Raw genomic sequence first — 21437 nt, 5'->3', positions numbered from 1 at the left:
TCGAACCAGGGAATGCCGGTATCAAAAACCGGTGCCTTACCGCTTGGCGATACCCCAATACCGTCGCGGCTATCCGCAAATATCGAAGAAAATATGGCTGGGGTACCTGGATTCGAACCAGGGAATGCCGGTATCAAAAACCGGTGCCTTACCGCTTGGCGATACCCCATCCGTGCAACGCTTATTGGTGAATGGTGCGGGAGGCGAGACTTGAACTCGCACACCTTGCGGCGCCAGAACCTAAATCTGGTGCGTCTACCAATTTCGCCACTCCCGCAAAAAAAGATGGTGGCTACGACGGGATTCGAACCTGTGACCCCATCATTATGAGTGATGTGCTCTAACCAACTGAGCTACGTAGCCATCTTTTTTTTCGCGTTACCTTATCGGCGTTGCGGGGCGCATTATGCGTATTGAGCCCAATACCGTCAACACCTTTTTCAATGAAATTCACCGGAATGTGACTGTTTGGTTGGGTTGTGAACAGCCTGGCGCATTATTCGGCAATTATTGGTTATTTCGCGTTGAATCATGCCATCAATACATCCGGATTCACTGCAAGGTTATCGCGTTAATACGCTAACAAGTGAAACCACCGGGCCACCGACTGTACGCTTAAGTGCACCGAAAGCCAGCGTTTTTAATAAATGACTGGCGCCCACGCGCAGGGTGTTCTCGATATAGCTTTTATCTTTCTGGCTGCTAAGCCATTGCGCCTGTTCCAGCTCATTGAGCAGGGTTGAGGCAGAAATACGCGCGGGATCGAAGCTCACCGCCACGGAACCAGCATATAAACGGTGAATCACCTCTTTAATACCGTCGCGGGCGCGGAGTTGTTCAATCAGCTTCTCGACTTCATGCGGATGGCGTTGGATCCAGCTGGAGCGGATGCGGATGCGATTGGGGGTCTGGTGCAGGTAAGGAGTCATAGCCGCCTCATTTTTACTTATATAGTGGTAATGAGAGTAATTTATATTTGCATTCCACCTATGTCCAGCCTTCACCGCACGCAGCGCAAAAAAGAATCGGACGTTCCCTTTTGACACATCGCAAGAGAAGGGCGATTAGCGCTATCTGACGTTTTCTATCTGTGATTTCATTAATGTCACCTATAAATATCAGGGTATTAAATGATATGCCTGTCGAATCCTTGGGCGACTTACTGACTTTGCGCCGCTTTGTCGAAGTGGCGCACCATATCCCCGGGCGCCTGCGCCTGCGGTTTTCCAACAAGCTTGTAGCCAGCCTTAGTCAGGGGAAGCTCAAGCAGCTTGATGCTTATTGCTCCCCAGAGGGGTACCTCCGGCGTTATCAGATCAACAGCGAAACCGGCTCTATCGTCCTTGAGTACGATGCGGCCGCGATTCGCCCGCAAATCCTCAACCAGCTGTTTGGTCAGGATGGTGAGCAGGCCCAGCACGCGCTGGAGCAGTTAGCCGCCATTCTTAGCCCTTCTCACTAAATGAAAAAGGACAGTCATCATGAGCACCAATGACAACAACGCACAGCAAGTTCCACCGGCCGGTTACTATCCGCCATACGGCTACCCGTGGTATCCGTACCCGCCAATGCCGCAGGGAATGGCATGGCCGCAGAACGGGCAGATGCCTCCTCAGCCACAGATGCCACCACAGCCGCAAATGCAGATGCCACCGCAAATGGCGATGGGGTTCCCGCCTATGGGCTTCCCACCGGCACCTCAGGGCGCGGTACCGCCGCAGTTTGCTCACCCGCATCACCATCATCATCACCACGCTGCCGCGCAGCAGGGCGTGGACTGGAGCCAGTACGCTCAACACGTGGTTGACGGCACGATGGGCGACCAGGCTGGCCTGCTGAAAAATATCATCAGCACCGTCGGAATGGACGACAAAGAGTTCTGGAAAGGCGCGATGGTTGGCGCTGCGGTAACGCTGCTGCTGACCAACGATTCCGTACGCGGCATGCTGATGCAAACGCTGTCGGGGGCGGGCGACATGCTTAAAGCCGGTTCCAGCAAAGTCAAAGACGGCGTGAAGAATAGCTCTGAAGCTATCAAAGATACGGCAACCTCCAGCGCGGCTATCTTTCGCGACACCATGAAAGCGGGTAAAGAGGGCTTTCAGGAGTCCGTAGAGCGCCATCGCCAGCCGGGCGCCGTGCCGTTTGATGATGAGGGCGTAGCGGATGAACAACAGCCGTGATAGACAAAACCGCGTAGGTCGCGCCGCTATTGCCGGCGCGCTGGTCGGGGGAAGCGCTGCCTGTGCGCGTGAATGGCAGCGCTACCAGCAAAATGAACAAACGCTGAATGAAGCGGCCTGTACGGTGATGAAGGCGACGGCGAAGGCCAGCCTTATTAGCGGAACGGTGATGGCGATAGCGGATGCCAATAAGACCCGTCCGCTGCAGTCCGTGCTGACCCTTATTGGGGTGGGTGCCGCTTCTCTTTATCTTATGGATGCGATAGCTAAGCGAGGAAACGATGAATCAGCCTGAATACCTGTACAACCCCTGGACCGGCGCGTGGGAACGTAATCCCGCAGCAATGCCGGTACAGACGCCTACGACAACCAATAGCCGTACCCACCTGCTGACCGGGCTAGTCGCGGGTGCAGCAATCACCTACCTTCTGACCAACCGTAACGTCCAGCAGGGGATCACCAATACGGCGAGTAAAGCCTGGGGTACCGTGCGCGGCGAAATGGAAGAGATGAAAGAGCGTATTGCCGACCTGCAGGCCGAACTGGACTACTACCGTAGCCAGAATAAGGATGAGATCGAGTGAGTGCGGTAGGCGAGCGGGTTACTGTCGTTCACCAGATCCCCGGACGCGTGCGCCTGCGTATTACGGCGCTCGGCGACTACCCCGATGCCGCCGGGTGGCTGAAACAGCAGATCCTGACGTTGCCCGGCGTAAGCGGCGTGCGTATTCGTCCTTCGGCGCGTAGCGCGGTGATCCAGTGGGATCGCGCCCGGACTTCACTTGCCGCCATTATGGCTGCGGTGGACGCGCTGGACTGGCAAGCGGCGGAAGACGGCGAATTCGAAACCGAATACTGCGGTGGCGATAACCTCCTTAACCTCGCAGGGTTGGCGCTGACTCAGGTGCTGCCGCCCCGCTGGGCGCGTTTGCCAGCGGCGCTGCTGACTGCTCCGACTATCCTGGAAGGGGCGCATACCCTCAGCCAGGGGCAGTTGAAGGTGGAAGTGCTGGATGCGCTGGCGCTGAGCTTGTCGATGCTGCGCGGCGATAACCGTACCGCTATGCTGACGCAGTCGCTGCTGACGCTCGGCGAGTATATGGAGCAGGAGACCAGCCGTCACTCCGACGCGCTGCTGGCCGATCTGATGCAGCCTCGTGAGCACCCGGTCTGGGTTGAGCGAGAGGGTGAAAGCGTGGAGATCAACAGCAGCGAGCTGGTGGCGGGTGACGTAATGCTGCTCGGCCCGGGGGATAATATCCCTGCCGACGGTACGGTGCTGCGTGGTGTTGCTCAGGTCAACCAGGCTTCAATGACCGGAGAAAGCGTGCCGGTGCGTCGTGAGCCGGGTTCCTGGGTTTATGCGGGAACGCAAATCCAGGACGGCAACGTGGCGATCACCGCCGAGCAGGTGGGCGAGTCTTCCTCGACGGCGCATATTCGCCGCTTTATCCGCGACTCGCTGACCCAGCGTAGTGAAACCCAGCAGGTCACTCAGGCCATGGCCGATCGTCGCGTCGGTATCACGCTTGGGGTGGGCGCGGCGGTGTTTGCCATGACCCGCAGCTGGGAGCGTCTGGCTTCGGTATTCCTCGTTGACTATTCCTGCGCGCTGAAGCTCAGTACGCCAATTGCCTTTAAATCGATTATGTATCGGGCCGCGCAGAACGGTCTGCTGCTGAAGGGCGGGCGAGCGATTGAGAAGCTGGCTGAGGTCGATACGGTGGTGTTCGATAAAACCGGCACCCTGACCCACGATGAGATGCAGGTGACAGACGTCATCAGCTTCAACGACCAGCTGGTGCAGGCTAAACGTCTGCTGGCGATCGCCGCCTCGGTGGAAGAGCACAGCAATCACCCACTGGCGCACGCGGTCGTGGCGGCGGCAGAGCACCACGAACTGCCGCATATTGCGCACGGCGAAGTGGAGTATGTCATTGCTCACGGTCTGCTTTGCGCACTGGAAGATCATCAACTGGTGATCGGCAGTCGCCACTTCCTGGATTGTCACTACGACATCGATTTCACGCCGTATGAAGCGGAAATCGACGAACTGGCGGCGCAGGGACGGCATCTGCTGTTTATCGGCTTTGATAATCAGCTGGTGGGGATGATCGGTCTGCAGGATCATCTGCGCGATGAAGCCTCTGAGGTGATCGAACAGCTTAAAGCGTCCGGCATTCGTCAGGTGGTCCTGCTGACCGGCGATCGCGCCGAGAAAGCGTGCCAGTTGGCAGAACGCGTAGGCATCGATCGCTACGTTGCCGAAGCCACGCCGGAAAGCAAGGTTGAAGTGGTGAAAGCGCTGCAGGAAGCGGGGCACAAGGTGATGTTCGTTGGTGATGGTATCAACGATGCGCCGGTGCTGACGCAGGCAGACGTTGGTCTTGCGATGAACCAGAGTACCGAGCTGGCGCAGCAGGCGGCGGATGCCGTGCTGTTGCAGGACAGCTTGTATGGCGTTATCACCGCGCGTCAACTCTCGCTGGAGGCGATGAAGCTGGTAAACAGCAACATCAAGCTGACCGAGTGGGTAAACAGCGCCATTATGCTGGCGGCGGCGCTAGGCTGGCTGACGCCGGGTGCTAGCGCGATGCTGCATAATGGGACGACGCTGGGCGTGCTGCTGCGATCGCTGGCGGCGAAGAAGGGACGCGGGGAGTAAGTTTTCCCCTCACCCTAACCCTCTCCCAAAGGGAGAGGGGACCGCTCGACACTGACTGTGCATTCGGTTTTCCCCTCGCGACTCGATGATGTGCGGCAGCGCTGGTTTTCTCCCTCGCCCCTTTGGGGAGAGGGCCGGGGTGAGGGGAATCCCTCGGCACCGAGCCAAAGCAAAAAGCCCCCGATGTCACCATCAGGGGCTTTTTTCTATCTCACCGCCACGCTTACTTGTAAGCTGACTGGTGCACGCCTACCGCGCGACCAGACGGGTCGTCCATGGTTTTGAACGCTTCATCCCACTCAATCGCTTTCGCAGAAGAGCACGCAACGGACGGGCCGCCCGGGACACATTCCGCAGCGCTTGGTACCGGGAACAGCTCTTCAAAGATTTCACGGTACAGATAGCCTTCTTTAGACGTTGGCGTGTTGTACGGGAAGCGGAAGTGCGCGGTTTCCAGCTGCTGATCGGTCACCTGTTTTGCCGCGACTTCTTTCAGCGTATCAATCCAGCTATAGCCTACGCCGTCAGAGAACTGCTCTTTCTGGCGCCATGCAACGCTTGCTGGCAGGTAAGATTCGAAGCATTCACGCAGCACGTGTTTTTCCATCTTGCCGTTGCCGCACATTTTGTCCTGCGGGTTGATGCGCATCGCCACGTCGAGGAATTTTTTATCCAGGAACGGTACGCGTGCTTCCACGCCCCAGGCGGACATCGCTTTGTTAGCACGGGCGCAGTCGTACATATGCAGCGCCTGCAGCTTACGTACGGTCTCTTCGTGCAGCTCTTTGGCGTTTGGCGCTTTATGGAAGTACAGGTAGCCGCCAAATACTTCATCAGAACCTTCGCCGGACAGCACCATTTTGATGCCCATCGCTTTGATTTTACGTGACATCAGGTACATCGGCGTAGAGGCGCGAATCGTGGTCACATCGTAGGTTTCGATGTGATAAATCACGTCGCGAATCGCATCCAGACCTTCCTGCACGGTGAAGTGAATTTCATGGTGCACGGTGCCAAGGTGGTTTGCTACTTCCTGCGCGGCTTTCAGGTCAGGAGACCCTTCCAGGCCAACGGCGAAGGAGTGCAGCTGCGGCCACCAGGCTTCTGAACGTTCCTGATCTTCAACGCGGCGAGCGGCGAATTTCTTGGTGATCGCGGAGATAACCGAGGAATCCAGGCCGCCGGAGAGCAGCACGCCGTACGGCACGTCTGACATCAGGTGGCTTTTCACTGACTCTTCCAGCGCCTGACGAAGTTCATTCTTGTCGGTCACGTTGTCTTTAACCGCATCGTAGTCGAACCAGTCACGCTGGTAGTACTGACGAATTTCGCCGTCTTTGCTCCACAGATAGCTCCCAGCTGGGAACTCCTGAATGGTGCGGCAAACCGGGGTCAGCGCTTTCATTTCAGAAGCAACGTAGAAGTTGCCGAATTCGTCGTGGCCCATATACAGCGGGATAATACCGATATGGTCGCGACCAATCAGGTACGCATCTTTTTCGCTGTCGTATAACGCAAAAGCGAACATACCCTGCAGGTCGTCGAGGAATTCCGGCCCTTTCTCCTGATACAGCGCGAGGATGACTTCGCAGTCAGAACCGGTCTGGAACTGGTAGCGGTCACCGTATTCAGCGCGCAGCGCCTGATGGTTGTAGATTTCACCGTTGACGGCCAGAGCGTGCGTTTTCTTTTCGTTATACAGCGGCTGAGCACCGGCGTTGACGTCAACAATCGATAAGCGTTCATGCGCAAGAATCGCTTTATCACTTGCGTAGATCCCAGACCAGTCCGGGCCACGGTGGCGCATCAGGCGGGAGAGCTCAAGCGCCTTTTTACGCAGCTCGCCCGCGTCAGTTTTAATATCCAGTACACCGAAAATAGAACACATAGACTTCTCCGTTAACCCTGTGGCGTTGTGCTGTTTAATTGTGTGGCGCAGTACTGTCGCCGCGCCTTTGCATGACTAAAAAAATGCCGCAAAGGCGGGGCCGGCGCAAGGGTTTTTCCGCCTCAGAAAGAAAAAATGCAATGGGGGTTATGGAATACTAAAAAATACGTACGCCTATTCTTCTATTATTGATGAATCATCATTTTTTAAGCGTTATTTTTGAATAATCTTCTTTTTTGTCAGGCGGTGGGTAACGAGAATAGATTTCTCGCCCCGTGCAGAGGCAAAATCTGCACGGGATGAGCTCAGGCAATGCCGAAAGGCCAGATCTGCTGGACCGTTTTGTAGAGAATTTGCTCGCGGTCTTTGGGGGTTAACCATGCCAGGTGATCGCGGTAGAGCGCGACCGCTTGCGCGTAGCTCAGTTTATTCAAACAGATTGGCCAGTCGGTGCCCCACATCAGTCGCTGTGGCCCAAAGGCATCGAACACCTGCTTAACCTGCTGCGCGGCATCAGGGTAAGGGTAAGGCTGCTGGGAAAGCGACCACATATGCGAAATTTTGACATAGACCTGTGGATAGCGCGCCAGCGCCAGCAGTTTGTTCAGCTCCTCAGGATGATTCAGCGGCGCATCAGCCATGTGGTCAATGACCACCGTCAGCTCCGGGTTCTGCTCTATCCAGGGAATAAGGTCTGGCATTCGGCTGGGGGCAGCCAGAATGGTCATCGGTACTTTCAGGTCGGCGGCCTGTCGCCAGAGTGGTTTCATTAACGGCCCACGGATCCAGTCACCGTCAGCTTTATCAGAAGGACTCAACCTGACGCCGCGAAAACCCTCGTCGGTGGTCAGGCGGGACAGATGTTCCGGCGCAGCCGGGTCCTCCGGGTTTACGCGGCAGATACCCTGGAATTTATCCGGATACTGTCGCAGAACGTCGGCCAGATAGCGATTATCCCAACGGTAGTGAATAACCTGCACGATCACCGTGCGCGCAACGCAGTTTGCGGCCATCAGTGAGAGCAGCATTTCGGCGGTGAAATCCTGCGGTGGTGCTTTGCGATCCTTAGCGTAAGGATAGTGCGGGTCGGTTTTCCAGACGTGCACGTGTGAATCAATCATGAGCGGTGAGGGCAGAGCGGCAAACGCCGGGCGTAGCGCGTAGGCAAGCGGTAGGGCGGCGCTGGCGGTAAGGAATTGACGACGGCTAAGCATGTTTTTCTCCATTGCATCGGCCGTCTGAATCCCGGAGGTGTCAGAGTTGAGTTATGTAAGATTGAAGGTGGACTCAGTGGGCTGATGCGCTAGCTGACGAGCCACTATAGAACGCGGATGCGCGGGAAGATTCAGACCGATGCCCAGGAAGGCATCGGTTTCATTGTCTGCGTTAACAGTGGGTTGTGAACAGTGTCACGGTGTGAACCGTTAGATAATGTCTATTTCCGCAACGGACGGATAAATCCATGACGGACGGAACGGCATATTATCGATGTCGTCAACGGTGGAGACGCCAGAGAGCACCAGAATCGTCTCCAGACCTGCCTGGAAGCCGGCCAGAATATCGGTGCGAAGGTTATCGCCAACGATAACCGTCTGCTCTGAGTGCGCCTGCATTTTGTTCAGTGCGGCGCGGATGATCCACGGGCTTGGCTTGCCAACGACAAACGGCTTACGGCCCGAGATTTTTTCGATGCCGGCGCACAGTGCGCCACAGGCTGGGTAATAGCCGCGGCCGTGCGTGTCCGGGTTGGTCGCGATAAAGCGAGCGCCATTGGCTACGAAGAATGCCGCCTTGTGCATCATTTCCCAGTTGAAGGAGCGCGTTTCACCCACAATAACGAAGTCTGGGTTAACGTCGGTAATGGTGAACCCGGCTTTATAGAGCTCGTGGATCAATGCGCCTTCGCCGACAACGTACGCTTTTTTTCCTTCCTGGCGACGCAGAAAATCGGCAGTTGCCATGGCGGAGGTATAAAACACGCTATCAGGTACGTCGATACCAGCGGTGGCGAAGCGGTTCGCCAAATCCTGACCCGTCTGTGAAGGGTAGTTGGTCAGACAGAGGAACGGCATACCTTTATCCAGCACGCGGGCGACGAATTCTGCCGCGCCCGGCACGGCAACGTTGTCGTGCATCAGCACGCCGTCAATATCACAGATTACATTCTGAATGGTCATGGACTACCTGGCGTTTGTTTTTAAAGAGGCGTAATTATACACGTTATCCCCGGTATTGCCTCTTAGGTCTAACCTTCCAACAAATGTTGCAGCAGGATACCGTTGAGCATCGCGCGCTTAACCAGCGCAAAAGCGCCGATCGCGGAGCGGTGATCGAGGGTTGAGCGCACCACCGGCAGGTTTTTGCGAAAAGCCTTTAGAACCTGAGTGTTGATACAGCCTTCAATCGCGGGCAGCAGCACGCGGTCAGCCTCGATGATCTCACCGGCAATCACCACTTTCTGCGGGTTAAACAGGTTAATGGCGATAGCGATGGTTTTACCGAGATGACGGCCCACGTGTTCAATCACCTCGGTGGCCAGCGCGTCGCCTTTATTGGCGGCTTTGCAGATGGTTTTGATGTGGCAATCGTCCAGTGTCACACGGCTCTGATAGCCCTGTTCCAGCAGATGTCGTACGCGCTGCTCAATGGCGGCATTGGCGGCGACGGTTTCCAGACAGCCAAAGTTACCGCAGTGGCAACGTTCGCCGAGCGGGTCGACCTGAATATGACCAATTTCCCCGACGTTGCCGTTACGGCCGATAAAAATACGCCCGTTAGAGATGATTCCCGCGCCGGTACCGCGGTGTACGCGCACCAGAATGGAGTCTTCACAATCCTGACTTGCACCAAAGTAGTGCTCCGCTAGCGCCAGGCTGCGGATATCGTGGCCGACGAAGCAGGTCACGTTAAAGCGTTTTTCCAGTGCTTCAACCAAACGCCAGTTTTCCACTGGGATGTGCGGCATGTAGCGGATGACGCCGCTCTCCGGATCAACCAGACCAGGCAGAATCACTGAAATGGCGATCAGTTCACGGATTTTACGCTGGCACGATTCAATAAAGGTGCCGATGGTGTTCAGCAGAGCGTGTTCCAGCGTCTCCTGGGTGCGTTCCGGCAGCGGATAATGCTCTTCAGCAACCGCTTTACTGCTCAGATCGTACAGCGTGAGGGTGGTGTCGTGACGGCCCAGACGAACGCCGATGGCGTGGAAATGGCGGGTTTCGGTGACAATCGAGATAGCGCGGCGGCCCCCGGTGGAGGCCTGCTGATCGACTTCTTTGATCAATCCGCGCTCAATGAGCTGACGCGTGATTTTGGTCACGCTGGCGGGAGCAAGCTGGCTCTGCTCGGCAATCTGAATACGTGAGATTGGCCCATGCTGGTCAATCAGGCGGTATACGGCCGCGCTGTTAAGCTGTTTTACGAGGTCAACATTACCAATTTGAGCTTGTCCGCCTGGTGTCATACTTTCTCTTACTCAGTAACGACCTCGTTGCCATTAACGATGGTCTTGATGATTTTATAATCGTGCGTGAATGCGGTCAGGTTGGCGACCTTGCCAGGCGCGATGCTACCAAAATGTTTTTCAACGCCAATCGCGCGGGCAGGGTAGAGCGTTGCCATGCGCAGCACTTCGTCCAGCGCAATATTGGCATGCTCAACCAGGTTGCGAACGCCCTCGATCATCGTAAGCGATGATCCGCTCAGTGTGCCGTTTTCATCAACACAGAGTCCATTGCGGTAGTATATTGTTTTACCAGCAAAAATGAACTGATCAATATTGGCACCCGCCGGAGCGGTGGCATCGGTCACCAGGCACAGCTTATCGCCTTTCAGGCGTTTGGCGTTACGGATATTGATGTAATCCACGTGCAGGCCATCAGCAATAATGCCGCAGTAAATTTCGTTCGCATCCAGGATAGCGCCGGTCAGGCCGGGTTCACGGCCCGACATATAAGGCATGGCGTTAAACAGGTGCGTCGCGAAGGTGATACCCGCACGGAAACCTACGCGTGCTTCTTGCGCCGTGGCGTTTGAGTGGCCCGCAGAAACCACGATGCCGGCATTCGCCAGCGCGGTGATAACTTCCGGAGCGACCATTTCTGGTGCCAGGGTCACTTTGGTGATCACGTCGGCGTTATCGCAGAGGAACTTCACCAGTTCAGCGTCGGGTTTACGCACGAAGCTTGGGTTGTGAGTGCCTTTTTTCACCAGATTCAGCCACGGACCTTCAAGGTGCAGACCCAGCGCCTGGTTAGGATGCTTCGCCAGGTATTCACGCATCACCCGTACGCCCTGTTTCATCAGGTCGTCGCTGGTGGTGATAAGCGTTGGCAGATAGTTGGTGCAGCCCGATTTCTCGTTGGCTTTCTGCATGATCTCCAGCGTTTCAACGGTGACGGCTTCCGCAGTATCGTTAAACTGCACGCCGCCGCAGCCGTTGAGCTGAACGTCGATAAAACCAGGGGCGAGAATGGCGCCATTAACGGAACGCTGTTCGACGTTCGCTGGTACATCGGCCAGTGGGCAAATACGTTCAATAAGGCCATTGGCGACGATAATCGCATGGTCATCCAGAATTTCGTGGCCGGTATAAATTCGGCCATGGGTTAATGCATACATTACGACCCCCGGTGTTCTAAAATTTTGTCCCGCGGCAGGCCACGGGACGGCAAGACATTACAGACCTTTAATATTTTCAGCTTCTAATTCATTGAAATATTTCAGGGTCTTGACCTTCAACTCCATGGTGGAAGGTTCATCGCAGACGATCAGTGATTTCGGATGCAGTTGCAGACAGGTGATGGTCCACATGTGGTTGACGTTGCCTTCAACCGCTTGCTGCAGCGCCAGCGCTTTCGTCGCGCCCTGCACCAGAATCATCACTTCTTCCGCATCCAGCAGCGTGCCGACGCCAACGGTCAGCGCGTATTTTGGTACCAGCGCAACGTCGCCGTCAAAGAAACGGGAGTTAGCAACGCGGGTTTCATGCGTCAACGTTTTGATACGGGTGCGGGAAGACAGTGAAGATGCCGGTTCGTTGAACGCGATGTGACCATCGTTGCCCACGCCACCCATAAACAGGTGAATTTTGCCGTAAGAGCGAATTTTTTCTTCATAACGGCGGCATTCTGCGTCAACATCCGGCGCGTTGCCGTTCAGCAGGTTGATGTTTTCTTCTGGGATATCAATGTGGTCGAAGAAATTGCGGTGCATGAAGCTGTAGTAGCTTTCCGGATGCTCTTTTGGCAGCCCAACGTATTCGTCCATGTTGAAGGTGACGACGTGCTTAAAGCTCACCTGGCCCGCTTTATGCATTTCAACTAAAACTTTATAGGTCGCCAGCGGGGTACCGCCGGTTGGCAGGCCGAGGACAAACGGACGGTCCGCGGTAGGTTTAAAAGCATTGATGCGGTTAACGATGTGGCGGGCAGCCCATTTGCCGACTTGTTCAGCGTTAACGAGAGGAATCAGTCTCATTCTTCACCTCAAAATGTAAAATATAAGAAGTTGGCGGATGGCATCTCCGTGCACTCTTTAAGCGTAACCTGTTTGCATCGTCAGGGAGCAATCCGTTTTGATTTTTTGAATGATAAAATAAGTTTTCATGGTTAGCCAGTGAAAGGGAGTGGTGAGAACAATATTTGGTGACTATAGTCACAAAAAACACGTGTTTAATTTGCGATACGAATTAAACTTCCACACACTCATAAGCCTTAGAGTTGTGATTGCAGTTTACAAGACATCGCAGTGTCATGCTTTTTTGCACAATAAAAAAATGGCTTAAATGAGCCGTATCGGGGTCTCGTAGGGGGAATAAGATGAATATTTTAGGTTTTTTCCAGCGGTTAGGTAGGGCGTTACAGCTCCCTATCGCCGTGTTGCCAGTGGCGGCGCTGTTGCTGCGATTTGGTCAGCCAGATTTACTGAACGTGCCTTTCATCGCGCAAGCGGGTGGGTCCATTTTTGATAACCTGGCGCTGATTTTCGCCATCGGTGTGGCATCCAGCTGGTCTAAAGACAGCGCGGGTGCGGCAGCACTGGCGGGCGCAGTCGGTTATTTCGTTCTCACTAAAGCAATGGTCACCATCAACCCAGCCATTAACATGGGTGTCCTGGCGGGTATCATTACCGGTCTGGTCGGCGGTGCCGTTTATAACCGTTGGGCGGGTATCAAACTGCCTGACTTCCTGAGCTTCTTCGGCGGCAAACGATTTGTGCCAATCGCCACTGGCTTCTTCTGTCTGGTGCTGGCAGCCATCTTTGGCTACGTCTGGCCACCAGTGCAGAACGCCATCCATGCAGGTGGTGAGTGGATCGTAGGCGCTGGCGCGCTGGGCTCCGGTATCTTTGGTTTCATCAACCGTCTGCTGATCCCAACCGGTCTGCATCAGGTGCTGAACACCATCGCCTGGTTCCAGATTGGTGAGTTCACCAACGCGGCCGGTGCGGTCTTCCACGGTGACATCAACCGCTTCTACGCGGGTGACGGCACTGCGGGTATGTTCATGTCCGGCTTCTTCCCAATCATGATGTTTGGTCTGCCGGGTGCGGCGCTGGCGATGTACTTCGCAGCACCGAAAGCGCGTCGTCCAATGGTTGGCGGTATGCTGCTGTCCGTTGCGATCACCGCGTTCCTGACCGGTGTTACCGAGCCGCTGGAATTCCTGTTCATGTTCCTGGCTCCGTTACTGTACCTCCTGCACGCGATTCTGACCGGTGTGAGCCTGTTTATCGCGACGCTGCTGGGTATCCACGCTGGCTTCTCCTTCTCCGCAGGTGCTATCGACTACGTGTTGATGTACAGCCTGCCGGCAGCAAGTAAGAACGTCTGGATGCTGGTGGTAATGGGTCTGGTCTTCTTCGTTATCTACTTCGTCCTGTTCAGTGTGGTTATCCGCATGTTCAACCTGAAAACACCGGGTCGTGAAGATAAAGACGACAACGTGGTGACGGAAGAAGCGAACAGCAACACCGAAGAAGGTCTGAATCAGCTGGCAACTAACTACATTGCAGCGGTTGGCGGTACTGACAACCTGAAAGCGATTGATGCCTGTATTACCCGTCTGCGTCTGACCGTAGGCGACTCCGCGAAGGTAAGCGACGCGATGTGTAAACGTCTGGGCGCTTCCGGTGTGGTGAAACTGAACAAACAAACCATCCAGGTTATCGTGGGTGCGAAAGCCGAATCTATCGGTGACGCGATGAAGAAAGTGGTTGCGCGTGGCCCGGTTGCTGCAGCAGCAGCGGAAAGCGCAGCACCAGCAGCACCAGCGGCGGCAAAACCGCAGGCTGTGGCTAACGCCGCGACCGTAGAAACCCTGGTTTCTCCGATTACCGGTGATGTGGTTGCGCTGGAGCAGGTTCCTGATGAAGCCTTCGCCAGCAAAGCGGTCGGTGACGGCGTGGCGGTAAAACCAACGGATAAAACCGTGGTTTCCCCAGCAGCGGGCACCATCGTGAAAATCTTCAACACCAATCACGCGTTCTGCCTGGAAACTGACAAAGGCGCGGAAATCGTTGTCCACATGGGTATCGATACCGTCGCGCTGGAAGGTAAAGGCTTCAAACGTCTGGTTGAAGAGGGTGCAGAAGTGAAGGCGGGTGAGCCAATCCTGGAAATGGATCTGGACTTCCTGAACGCTAATGCGCGCTCCATGATTAGCCCGGTTGTTTGCAGCAACAGCGATGATTTCGGTGGTCTGGTCATTAAAGCCGAAGGTCATGTCGTTGCCGGTCAAACGCCACTGTATGAGATTAAAGGTAAGTAACTGCTCCTGAGTAAAGTGAGTTAAGTGCCTTAAGCGGCGGGGGAGTTCCTCCGCCGCTTTTTTTTGCCGTAAATTCCCCCATATTCGTTATTCCATCGCTTTTTTTGTGCAACTAATAGTTGTCTAGAAGCGCGGCTTATAAGATCATGTGCCGTTATACGTTGTTTACGCTTTGAGGAATCTACGATGAGTGAGGCTGAAGCCCGCCCGACTAACTTTATTCGTCAGATCATTGATGAAGATCTGGCTACCGGTAAGCACAACACGGTGCATACTCGTTTTCCGCCGGAGCCGAATGGCTATCTGCACATCGGCCACGCGAAATCTATCTGCCTGAACTTCGGCATTGCGCAAGATTATCAGGGCCAGTGCAACCTGCGTTTCGATGACACTAACCCAGTCAAAGAAGACATCGAATACGTTGAGTCCATCAAAAACGACGTCGAATGGTTAGGTTTTCACTGGTCTGGCAACGTTCGCTACTCCTCTGATTACTTCGATCAGCTGCATGCCTATGCGGTAGAACTGATCAACAAAGGTCTGGCTTACGTCGATGAACTGACGCCTGAGCAGATCCGCGAATACCGCGGCTCGCTGACCGCGCCGGGCAAAAACAGCCCGTACCGCGATCGCAGCGTAGAAGAGAACCTGGCGCTGTTCGAAAAAATGCGTACCGGTGGTTTTGCCGAAGGTACTGCCTGCCTGCGCGCGAAAATCGATATGGCGTCACCGTTTATCGTCATGCGCGATCCGGTGCTGTACCGCATCAAATTTGCCGATCACCATCAGACCGGCACCAAGTGGTGCATCTACCCGATGTACGACTTCACCCACTGCATCAGCGATGCGCTGGAAGGCATTACGCACTCCCTGTGTACGCTGGAGTTCCAGGACAACCGTCGTCTGTACGACTGGGTGCTGGATAACATCACGATTCCGGTTCACCCGCGCCAGTACGAATTCTCGCGCCTGAATCTGGAATACACCGTGATGTCTAAGCGTAAGCTGAATCAGCTGGTGATGGAAAAGCACGTAGAAGGCTGGGATGACCCGCGTATGCCAACCATCTCCGGTCTGCGCCGTCGTGGTTACACCGCCGCGTCTATCCGTGAGTTCTGTAAGCGCATCGGCGTGACCAAGCAGGACAACACCATTGAGATGGCTTCCCTGGAATCCTGCATTCGTGAAGATCTCAACGAAAATGCTCCACGCGCGATGGCGGTTATCGACCCGGTTAAACTGGTTATCGAAAACTACCCGCAGGGTGAAAGCGAGCTGGTGACGATGCCTAACCATCCGAGCAAACCGGAAATGGGCAGCCGCGAAGTGCCGTTTAGCGCAGAGATCTGGATCGACCGTGCGGACTTCCGTGAAGAAGCCAACAAGCAGTACAAGCGTCTGGTGATGGGTAAAGAAGTTCGTCTGCGTAACGCCTACGTGGTGAAAGCAGAGCGCGTGGAGAAAGATGCAGAAGGCAATATCACCACTATCTTCTGCACCTACGACGCGGATACCCTGAGCAAAGATCCGGCCGATGGTCGTAAAGTGAAGGGCGTAATTCACTGGGTGAGCGCGGCACATGCGCTGCCGGTTGAAATTCGTCTGTATGACCGTCTCTTCAGCGTGCCGAATCCAGGCGCTGCAGAAGACTTCCTGTCGGTGATGAACCCAGAGTCACTGGTTATCAAGCAGGGTTACGCTGAGCCGTCTCTACAGGCCGCTGAGGCTGGTAAAGCGTTCCAGTTCGAGCGTGAGGGCTACTTCTGCCTCGACAGCCGTTATACCACCGCTGAGAAGCTGGTCTTTAACCGCACTGTCGGTCTGCGTGATACCTGGGTAGGTTAATTCCTTTCCCTGATAAAAACGCCGCGCTTGCGGCGTTTTTTTTCGCCTGCCGCGAGAGGTTCTCTTTCACTGAATGGTAATGTTACTTTCGGATGAAAAAATACGACCTCTTATAGTTTCGCGAAGCGAATTAATGCAATTATTCTACCTCTAAGTATCCCCACGCTTTTAATCCCGCTTGTTACAGATATCTAATGTAAACGGTCTCATTCACATTTTTCTCAGGCCCGACAAGGCTTGGCGCGGAGATGTTGCAGTAACGCACTCTGTTACAAACAGAAACCAAATATGTGCGCTTTGTCATAATCCTGCACTCTCGTTGCGGAAAAGGATTGATAATTCGCGTCGCGAAAAATAGTCTGTAGCTGTAGTGAAACACAATTTCTTAGCAGTACCTTTTTATCAGTTTTATTTTTTTGCCTTCTGCTTTGCAGCGGCATTTTTAAAAGTCAAAGAGGATATAACTATGCGTACGTTTAGTGGCAAACGTAGTACGCTGGCGCTGGCTATCGCCGGTGTGACAGCAATGTCAGGCTTTATGATGACTCCGGAAGCAAAGGCAGAAGGCTTCATCGACGATTCTACAATGACCGGTGGCATCTATTACTGGCAGCGTGAGCGTGACCGTAAAGATGTAAATGACAACGGTAAATATAAAACCAACCTTTCCCACTCCACCTGGAACGCCAACCTCGACTTCCAGTCTGGCTACGCGGCTGACATGTTCGGTATTGATATTGCGGCGTTTACCGCGATTGAAATGGCAGAGAATAACGGTAGTGCTCACCCGAACGAAATTGCTTTCTCCGCTAGCAATAAAGCATACGATGAAGATTGGTCTGGCGATAAAAGCGGTATCAGCCTTTATAAAGCGGCAGCTAAATTTAAATATGGTCCTACCTGGGCACGTGCTGGTTATATCCAACCAACCGGCCAAACGCTGCTGGCTCCGCACTGGAGTTTTATGCCAGGCACCTATCAGGGTGCTGAAGCCGGCGCTAGCTTCGACTACGGTGATGCTGGAGCGCTGAGCTTCTCATACATGTGGACCGATCAGTACAAGGCTCCTTGGCACCTGGAAATGGATAATTTTTACCAGGGCGACCGTAAAAAGAAAGTGGATTATTTACACTCTCTGGGCCTGAAGTATGACTTCAAAAACGATCTGGTGCTTGAAGCTGCCTTTGGCCAAGCTCAGGGATATATGGACCAGTATTTCGCTAAGGCATCCTATAAATTTGATGTCGTGGGTAATCCATTAACCACCAGCTATCAGTTCTATGGTGCGCATGACAAAGTCAGCGACCAAAAAAATCTGACAACGAAAGATGATGTTGCGCTGGCTAACGACCTTTACGATGGAATGGCATGGTTACAGGCATTAACCTTCGGCTACAAAGTCGGTCAGGTTGATTTACGCCTGGAAGGCACTTGGGTGCGTGCAGAAGGTAACCAGGGTTACTTCCTGCAGCGTATGACTCCTACCTATGCATCGTCTAACGGTCGTCTGGATATCTGGTGGGATAACCGTTCTGACTTCAACGCTAACGGCGAAAAAGCGGTATTCTTCGGCGCCATGTACGACTTAAGTAATTGGGACCTGCCGGGTTGGTCCGTCGGGGCATCATATGTCTACGGCTGGGATGCTAAACCAAGCTCCGCTGATATCTACGATCAAAGCCAGCGTCTGAAAGAATCCTCGTACAGCCTTGATGCAGCCTATGTTGTACAGGATGGCCGTGCGAAGGGAACGATGTTCAAACTGCACTTCACCCAGTATGACAATCACTCCAATCTTAATATGGGCGATGCAGGTTACAACAACATGTTCCAGGATGAGCGTGACGTGAAATTCATGGTTATCGCACCGTTCACTATTTTCTGATGCTAACGCGGCAGGGGGAGACCTCTGCCGCTGTTAAGAGGCTCATCGTATGAAAAAACTGATTATTGTTGCGCTGATGGCCGCTGGGTTAACCGCCTGTGCGCAATCACCTGCACCGAAGGAAGATAGTAAGCTGAAGGATGCCTACAGCGCCTGTATTAACACCGCAGAAGGCAACCCGGATAAAATTCAGGCCTGCCAGAGCGTGCTGAACGTGCTGAAGCAAGAGAAAGCGCACGAGCAGTTTGCAAACCAGGAAAGCGTGCGCGTCATTGATTACCAGAAATGTATTAACGCCAGAAAAATGGGCAATGACGAAGCGGTAGCGAAGAACTGCGATAAGATTTGGCAGGAAATTCGCAGTAACAACGCGCCACAGAAATAAGCTTATGCTGACAATGAAAAAACCGCTGCTTGCAGCGGTTTTTTTTATGGTTATCGTAAAGGCAGAGCATAAAAAAACCAGCGCTTAGGCTGGTTTTCGAGGTGCACACAATACGTTTATTTTGCTACCGCGTCATGCGCGTGTTCATCTTCACGGCAGTCGCCTTCAGCGCAGTGACCGTAAAGATAAAGACTGTGGTTCGTTAAGCGGATACCGTGCTTCGACGCGATTTCACGCTGACGAGCTTCAATGGAATCATCACTGAACTCGATCACTTTGCCGCAGTCGAGGCAGATCAGGTGATCGTGGTGATGCTGTTGAGTCAGTTCAAAAACGGATTTACCGCCTTCAAAATTGTGACGGGTCACGATACCGGCGTCATCAAACTGGTTCAGTACGCGGTAAACCGTGGCTAAACCAATCTCTTCACCCATGTCGATCAGGCGTTTGTATAAGTCTTCCGCGCTGACATGGTGGTTATCCGGTTCCTGAAGGACTTCCAGAATCTTTAACCGTGGAAGTGTGACTTTCAGGCCAGCCTTCTTTAATGCGGTGTTATTGTCAGTCATGCGGAATCTGTCCTGTTGCTAAACGATTAACTTCCATCAGCGAAAGTATCACAGAGAATGCACCCGAATTAATGCGTCTCATTATAGAATGACCCTATTGAAATGAAAACAGCAAGAGCCGGGTAAACTAAGCTTTCAAAAACGAGGCTTCACCGACAAACTGGCGATGAGACCGCGCTAAATCAGAAGATATTGTACAGGTATGCGCTCAAAAGTTAAAAAATTGTAGCTATTATTTTAATTGCTTTTACCTATTAATGCGGCGCGATTTATCATCGTGCCGCAGTATAATCAGGCGTTTTTGATATCTTCCAGGTGCAGTTCTTCTGCAACCTGCTTAACCCATTTCTCAACGCGCTCGGCGGTCAGTTCCGGCTGACGGTCTTCATCGATAGCCAGACCCACAAAGTGGTCGTCATCCGCCAGACCTTTAGACGCTTCGAAATGGTAGCCCGCGGTTGGCCAGTGACCTACGATGGCAGCGCCACGTGGTTCAATGATGTCGCGAATGGTGCCCAGTGCGTCACAGAAGTATTCCGCGTAGTCTTCCTGGTCGCCGCAGCCAAACAGCGCAACCAGCTTACCGTTGAAGTCCACTTCTTCCAGCGTAGGGAAGAAATCGTCCCAATCGCACTGCGCTTCACCGTAGTACCAGGTTGGGATACCCAGCAGCAGAATATCGAATGCTTCCAGATCTTCCTTGCTGCTCTTGGCAATGTCGTGAACGTCAGCGACATCTTTACCAAGCTGTTTTTGAATCATTTTTGCGATATTTTCGGTGTTCCCGGTATCGCTACCGAAAAAGATGCCAACGATTGCCATGAGTAAAATAACCTCTTGAAACTTAATGATATGGTGGTGGCTTATTGCCCACAGATAAGGGCAATCATAGCAGAACAGAGAGGTGCGCGGAAACCGCTATCGTGCCGGACTGCACACTCTGCTACATGAAAGCGTATTTTGGGGGATTTTTCAGACTTTCCCCTGTCCGTGCAGTTGGGCCAGCTGGCTCATCAGAATCTCTTCAATGAGTTCACTGCGGCTCATATCACGGGCAGTCGCCAGCTCGTTGAGTGCATCAACGGCTTCGTTATTCAGCTTCAGCTCCACGCGCTTCAGACCGCGCACTTTATCGCGTTTTAACTGATTACGCTTATTAATGCGCAGCTGTTCGTCACGCGAAAGCGGATTGGTTTTTGGTCTTCCCGGCCGACGCTCATTTGCGAACAAATCTAAGGTCGTACGGTCCGTTTGTTCTTTTGCCATGGTTCTGAGTGACTTCGGGGAAACAAGCTACCGGGCGGTGCCCGGTGCAGACAGCGCGCAATCATACATCAGTGGGACCCGCACGCCAACGACCACGGCCATTCTGGCGCGCGGTCGATGCATTTTTAATCACTCAGCGAGATAACGGCGAATGGCTCGCAGCACCGCTTCCGGTTTTTCGGCGTGAACCCAGTGGCCCGCGCCGGCGATAACGTGCGCTTTTGCCTGCGGGAATTGGGCCAGCAGCGCATCGCGATAGGCTTCGGTCACATAGGGCGAATTGCCGCCGGGAATGAACAGGGCAGGGTGCTTCCAGGCAGGAATCGTCTCCCAGCCAACGATATGCGGGTATTGTTCCCACAGCACCGGTACGTTAAAGCGCCAGGCGCCATCGACAAAGGATTTCAGCAGGAACTGAATCACGCCTTCTTCTTTAAGGTACTCGCGCATCACCGTCGCGGCCTGCTGGCGGGTGGCCACGCCGGCGTTGGTTACCGCATTAATAGCAGCAAAAATCTCATCGTGACGGCGGACCTGGTAATCGACCGGGGCAATATCGATCGCCACCAGTCGGTCGATGCGCTCAGGGGCCAGCGCGGTGAGCGCCATCACCGCTTTACCGCCCATGGAATGGCCGATAACCGTCGCTTTTTCAATGCCGTTGGCATCGAGCGTGTCGAGCAGATCCTGAGCCATAGCGGGGTAGGTCATCTCATCGGCGCGCGGTGAAAGGCCGTGGTTACGCATGTCTACCTGGAGGATATCGTGGTCGGTGACCAGGTCGCGGGCCAGGATGCCCAGGTTATCCAGGCTGCCGAACAGGCCGTGGACGAGAACGATGGGAGAATTATTGTGCAGGTTTTGTGCAGTTTGCGCTCGGACATTCAATTTCATAGCAAAGTTCTTTTTTTCGCATTGTCGGGTTAGGGTATCATGTTGGACATTCTAACGCTCAGGGGCAAGAGAGGAACTCATCCGA

At 53.9% G+C, this 21437-nt stretch carries 20 protein-coding genes and 4 tRNA genes (1 of these 24 cut by a window edge); 9 read left to right on the top strand and 15 right to left on the bottom strand.

Annotated features, from left to right (window positions below; translation table 11 throughout):
• From V6940_RS04750 to V6940_RS04730, 5 genes are all read right to left on the bottom strand, one after another.
• Nucleotides 1-57: transfer RNA gene (locus V6940_RS04750), tRNA-Gln, on the bottom strand; it reaches 118 nt to the left of the window's first position.
• Nucleotides 58-94: 37 nt separating this feature from the next.
• A tRNA-Gln gene (locus tag V6940_RS04745) sits at nucleotides 95-169 on the bottom strand.
• 23 nt (nucleotides 170-192) lie between these two features.
• A tRNA-Leu gene (locus V6940_RS04740) sits at nucleotides 193-277 on the bottom strand.
• Between the two features lie 9 nt (nucleotides 278-286).
• Nucleotides 287-363, bottom strand: a tRNA-Met gene (locus V6940_RS04735).
• Between the two features lie 200 nt (nucleotides 364-563).
• The gene (locus V6940_RS04730) at nucleotides 564-929 is read right to left on the bottom strand and encodes a hypothetical protein (protein WP_035892675.1); all 366 of its coding nucleotides are present in this window, start codon (nucleotides 927-929) and stop codon (nucleotides 564-566) included.
• 206 nt (nucleotides 930-1135) lie between these two features.
• Here V6940_RS04730 and V6940_RS04725 point away from each other — a divergent pair, with 206 nt between their 5' ends.
• Genes V6940_RS04725 through V6940_RS04705 form a run of 5 tightly spaced genes read left to right on the top strand, consistent with a single transcriptional unit; the run spans nucleotide 1136 to nucleotide 4848 of the window.
• A complete protein-coding gene (locus V6940_RS04725; protein WP_185669365.1) occupies nucleotides 1136-1462 on the top strand; it encodes an HMA2 domain-containing protein in 327 nt (108 codons plus the stop codon).
• A 19-nt stretch (nucleotides 1463-1481) separates the two neighbouring features.
• Nucleotides 1482-2183 (top strand): YtxH domain-containing protein, encoded by a 702-nt coding sequence (locus tag V6940_RS04720; protein ID WP_333495034.1) that lies wholly within the window; start codon nucleotides 1482-1484, stop codon nucleotides 2181-2183.
• A complete protein-coding gene (locus V6940_RS04715) occupies nucleotides 2167-2478 on the top strand; it encodes a hypothetical protein (RefSeq protein ID WP_123650119.1) in 312 nt (103 codons plus the stop codon). The genes V6940_RS04720 and V6940_RS04715 overlap by 17 nt, the downstream gene beginning before the upstream one ends.
• Nucleotides 2465-2767 (top strand): YtxH domain-containing protein, encoded by a 303-nt coding sequence (locus V6940_RS04710; protein ID WP_333495033.1) that lies wholly within the window; start codon nucleotides 2465-2467, stop codon nucleotides 2765-2767. Before V6940_RS04715 ends, V6940_RS04710 begins: the two co-directional genes overlap by 14 nt.
• Nucleotides 2764-4848: a heavy metal translocating P-type ATPase gene (locus V6940_RS04705; RefSeq protein ID WP_333495032.1), complete on the top strand. Its 2085-nt coding sequence runs from the start codon at nucleotides 2764-2766 to the stop codon at nucleotides 4846-4848. Before V6940_RS04710 ends, V6940_RS04705 begins: the two co-directional genes overlap by 4 nt.
• 223 nt (nucleotides 4849-5071) lie before the next feature.
• Here V6940_RS04705 and asnB read toward each other — a convergent pair whose 3' ends face one another.
• The 6 genes from asnB to nagB all read right to left on the bottom strand — a co-directional run bounded on the left by asnB (nucleotide 5072) and on the right by nagB (nucleotide 12217).
• Nucleotides 5072-6736 (bottom strand): asparagine synthase B, encoded by a 1665-nt coding sequence (asnB, locus tag V6940_RS04700; RefSeq protein ID WP_333495031.1) that lies wholly within the window; start codon nucleotides 6734-6736, stop codon nucleotides 5072-5074.
• Between the two features lie 305 nt (nucleotides 6737-7041).
• Entirely contained in the window at nucleotides 7042-7950 is a 909-nt protein-coding gene (locus tag V6940_RS04695) for an amidohydrolase family protein (RefSeq protein ID WP_333495030.1), read from the bottom strand.
• Nucleotides 7951-8160: 210 nt separating this feature from the next.
• On the bottom strand, nucleotides 8161-8913 hold the full coding sequence (locus V6940_RS04690; RefSeq protein WP_106924677.1) for an HAD-IIA family hydrolase: 753 nt from the start codon (nucleotides 8911-8913) through the stop codon (nucleotides 8161-8163).
• 68 nt (nucleotides 8914-8981) lie between these two features.
• The gene (nagC, locus tag V6940_RS04685) at nucleotides 8982-10202 is read right to left on the bottom strand and encodes a DNA-binding transcriptional regulator NagC (RefSeq protein WP_185669360.1); all 1221 of its coding nucleotides are present in this window, start codon (nucleotides 10200-10202) and stop codon (nucleotides 8982-8984) included.
• Between the two features lie 8 nt (nucleotides 10203-10210).
• Nucleotides 10211-11359: an N-acetylglucosamine-6-phosphate deacetylase gene (nagA, locus tag V6940_RS04680; protein ID WP_333495029.1), complete on the bottom strand. Its 1149-nt coding sequence runs from the start codon at nucleotides 11357-11359 to the stop codon at nucleotides 10211-10213.
• 57 nt (nucleotides 11360-11416) lie between these two features.
• On the bottom strand, nucleotides 11417-12217 hold the full coding sequence (gene nagB / locus V6940_RS04675) for a glucosamine-6-phosphate deaminase (RefSeq protein ID WP_185669358.1): 801 nt from the start codon (nucleotides 12215-12217) through the stop codon (nucleotides 11417-11419).
• Between the two features lie 341 nt (nucleotides 12218-12558).
• Here nagB and nagE point away from each other — a divergent pair, with 341 nt between their 5' ends.
• The 4 genes from nagE to chiQ all read left to right on the top strand — a co-directional run bounded on the left by nagE (nucleotide 12559) and on the right by chiQ (nucleotide 18623).
• Nucleotides 12559-14508, top strand: a complete 1950-nt coding sequence (gene nagE / locus V6940_RS04670; RefSeq protein ID WP_333495028.1) for a PTS N-acetyl glucosamine transporter subunit IIABC — start codon at nucleotides 12559-12561, stop codon at nucleotides 14506-14508.
• A gap of 186 nt (nucleotides 14509-14694) precedes the next feature.
• A complete protein-coding gene (gene glnS, locus V6940_RS04665) occupies nucleotides 14695-16353 on the top strand; it encodes a glutamine--tRNA ligase (RefSeq protein WP_185669356.1) in 1659 nt (552 codons plus the stop codon).
• Nucleotides 16354-16819: 466 nt separating this feature from the next.
• A complete protein-coding gene (gene chiP / locus V6940_RS04660) occupies nucleotides 16820-18238 on the top strand; it encodes a chitoporin ChiP (protein ID WP_333495027.1) in 1419 nt (472 codons plus the stop codon).
• A gap of 49 nt (nucleotides 18239-18287) precedes the next feature.
• Entirely contained in the window at nucleotides 18288-18623 is a 336-nt protein-coding gene (chiQ, locus tag V6940_RS04655) for a ChiQ/YbfN family lipoprotein (RefSeq protein ID WP_220438455.1), read from the top strand.
• 116 nt (nucleotides 18624-18739) lie between these two features.
• On the opposite strand, the gene fur is transcribed toward chiQ, so the two are convergent.
• From fur to ybfF, 4 genes are all read right to left on the bottom strand, one after another.
• On the bottom strand, nucleotides 18740-19192 hold the full coding sequence (fur, locus tag V6940_RS04650) for a ferric iron uptake transcriptional regulator (protein ID WP_035892692.1): 453 nt from the start codon (nucleotides 19190-19192) through the stop codon (nucleotides 18740-18742).
• A gap of 291 nt (nucleotides 19193-19483) precedes the next feature.
• On the bottom strand, nucleotides 19484-20014 hold the full coding sequence (gene fldA / locus V6940_RS04645) for a flavodoxin FldA (RefSeq protein ID WP_333495026.1): 531 nt from the start codon (nucleotides 20012-20014) through the stop codon (nucleotides 19484-19486).
• A gap of 150 nt (nucleotides 20015-20164) precedes the next feature.
• Complete coding sequence (gene ybfE, locus V6940_RS04640; RefSeq protein ID WP_185669352.1) at nucleotides 20165-20458, bottom strand: LexA regulated protein; 294 nt, start codon at nucleotides 20456-20458, stop codon at nucleotides 20165-20167.
• Between the two features lie 129 nt (nucleotides 20459-20587).
• Nucleotides 20588-21352, bottom strand: coding sequence for an esterase (gene ybfF / locus V6940_RS04635; protein WP_333495025.1), 765 nt, complete (start codon nucleotides 21350-21352; stop codon nucleotides 20588-20590).
• Nucleotides 21353-21437 lie beyond the last annotated feature (85 nt).

It is taken from the genome of Kluyvera sp. CHPC 1.251 (assembly GCF_036759945.1).
GTDB classification, from domain to species: Bacteria; Pseudomonadota; Gammaproteobacteria; order Enterobacterales; family Enterobacteriaceae; genus Kluyvera; species Kluyvera sichuanensis.
The sequence above is the reverse complement of the archived record's forward strand: the minus strand, read 5'-3'. Positions and strand labels throughout refer to the sequence as shown.

Bases quoted from the DNA above. Each gene is read 5' to 3' on its own strand.
- V6940_RS04730 (WP_035892675.1), bottom strand. From the start codon at position 929: ATGACTCCTTACCTGCACCAGACCCCCAATCGCATCCGCATCCGCTCC.
- V6940_RS04690 (WP_106924677.1), bottom strand. From the start codon at position 8,913: ATGACCATTCAGAATGTAATCTGTGATATTGACGGCGTGCTGATGCAC.
- glnS (WP_185669356.1), top strand. From the start codon at position 14,695: ATGAGTGAGGCTGAAGCCCGCCCGACTAACTTTATTCGTCAGATCATT.
- nagE (WP_333495028.1), top strand. From the start codon at position 12,559: ATGAATATTTTAGGTTTTTTCCAGCGGTTAGGTAGGGCGTTACAGCTC.
- asnB (WP_333495031.1), bottom strand. From the start codon at position 6,736: ATGTGTTCTATTTTCGGTGTACTGGATATTAAAACTGACGCGGGCGAG.
- V6940_RS04710 (WP_333495033.1), top strand. From the start codon at position 2,465: ATGAATCAGCCTGAATACCTGTACAACCCCTGGACCGGCGCGTGGGAA.
- V6940_RS04715 (WP_123650119.1), top strand. From the start codon at position 2,167: ATGAACAACAGCCGTGATAGACAAAACCGCGTAGGTCGCGCCGCTATT.
- V6940_RS04725 (WP_185669365.1), top strand. From the start codon at position 1,136: ATGCCTGTCGAATCCTTGGGCGACTTACTGACTTTGCGCCGCTTTGTC.
- ybfE (WP_185669352.1), bottom strand. From the start codon at position 20,458: ATGGCAAAAGAACAAACGGACCGTACGACCTTAGATTTGTTCGCAAAT.
- fldA (WP_333495026.1), bottom strand. From the start codon at position 20,014: ATGGCAATCGTTGGCATCTTTTTCGGTAGCGATACCGGGAACACCGAA.
- V6940_RS04695 (WP_333495030.1), bottom strand. From the start codon at position 7,950: ATGCTTAGCCGTCGTCAATTCCTTACCGCCAGCGCCGCCCTACCGCTT.
- chiQ (WP_220438455.1), top strand. From the start codon at position 18,288: ATGAAAAAACTGATTATTGTTGCGCTGATGGCCGCTGGGTTAACCGCC.
- nagC (WP_185669360.1), bottom strand. From the start codon at position 10,202: ATGACACCAGGCGGACAAGCTCAAATTGGTAATGTTGACCTCGTAAAA.
- nagA (WP_333495029.1), bottom strand. From the start codon at position 11,359: ATGTATGCATTAACCCATGGCCGAATTTATACCGGCCACGAAATTCTG.
- fur (WP_035892692.1), bottom strand. From the start codon at position 19,192: ATGACTGACAATAACACCGCATTAAAGAAGGCTGGCCTGAAAGTCACA.
- nagB (WP_185669358.1), bottom strand. From the start codon at position 12,217: ATGAGACTGATTCCTCTCGTTAACGCTGAACAAGTCGGCAAATGGGCT.
- ybfF (WP_333495025.1), bottom strand. From the start codon at position 21,352: ATGAAATTGAATGTCCGAGCGCAAACTGCACAAAACCTGCACAATAAT.
- V6940_RS04720 (WP_333495034.1), top strand. From the start codon at position 1,482: ATGAGCACCAATGACAACAACGCACAGCAAGTTCCACCGGCCGGTTAC.
- chiP (WP_333495027.1), top strand. From the start codon at position 16,820: ATGCGTACGTTTAGTGGCAAACGTAGTACGCTGGCGCTGGCTATCGCC.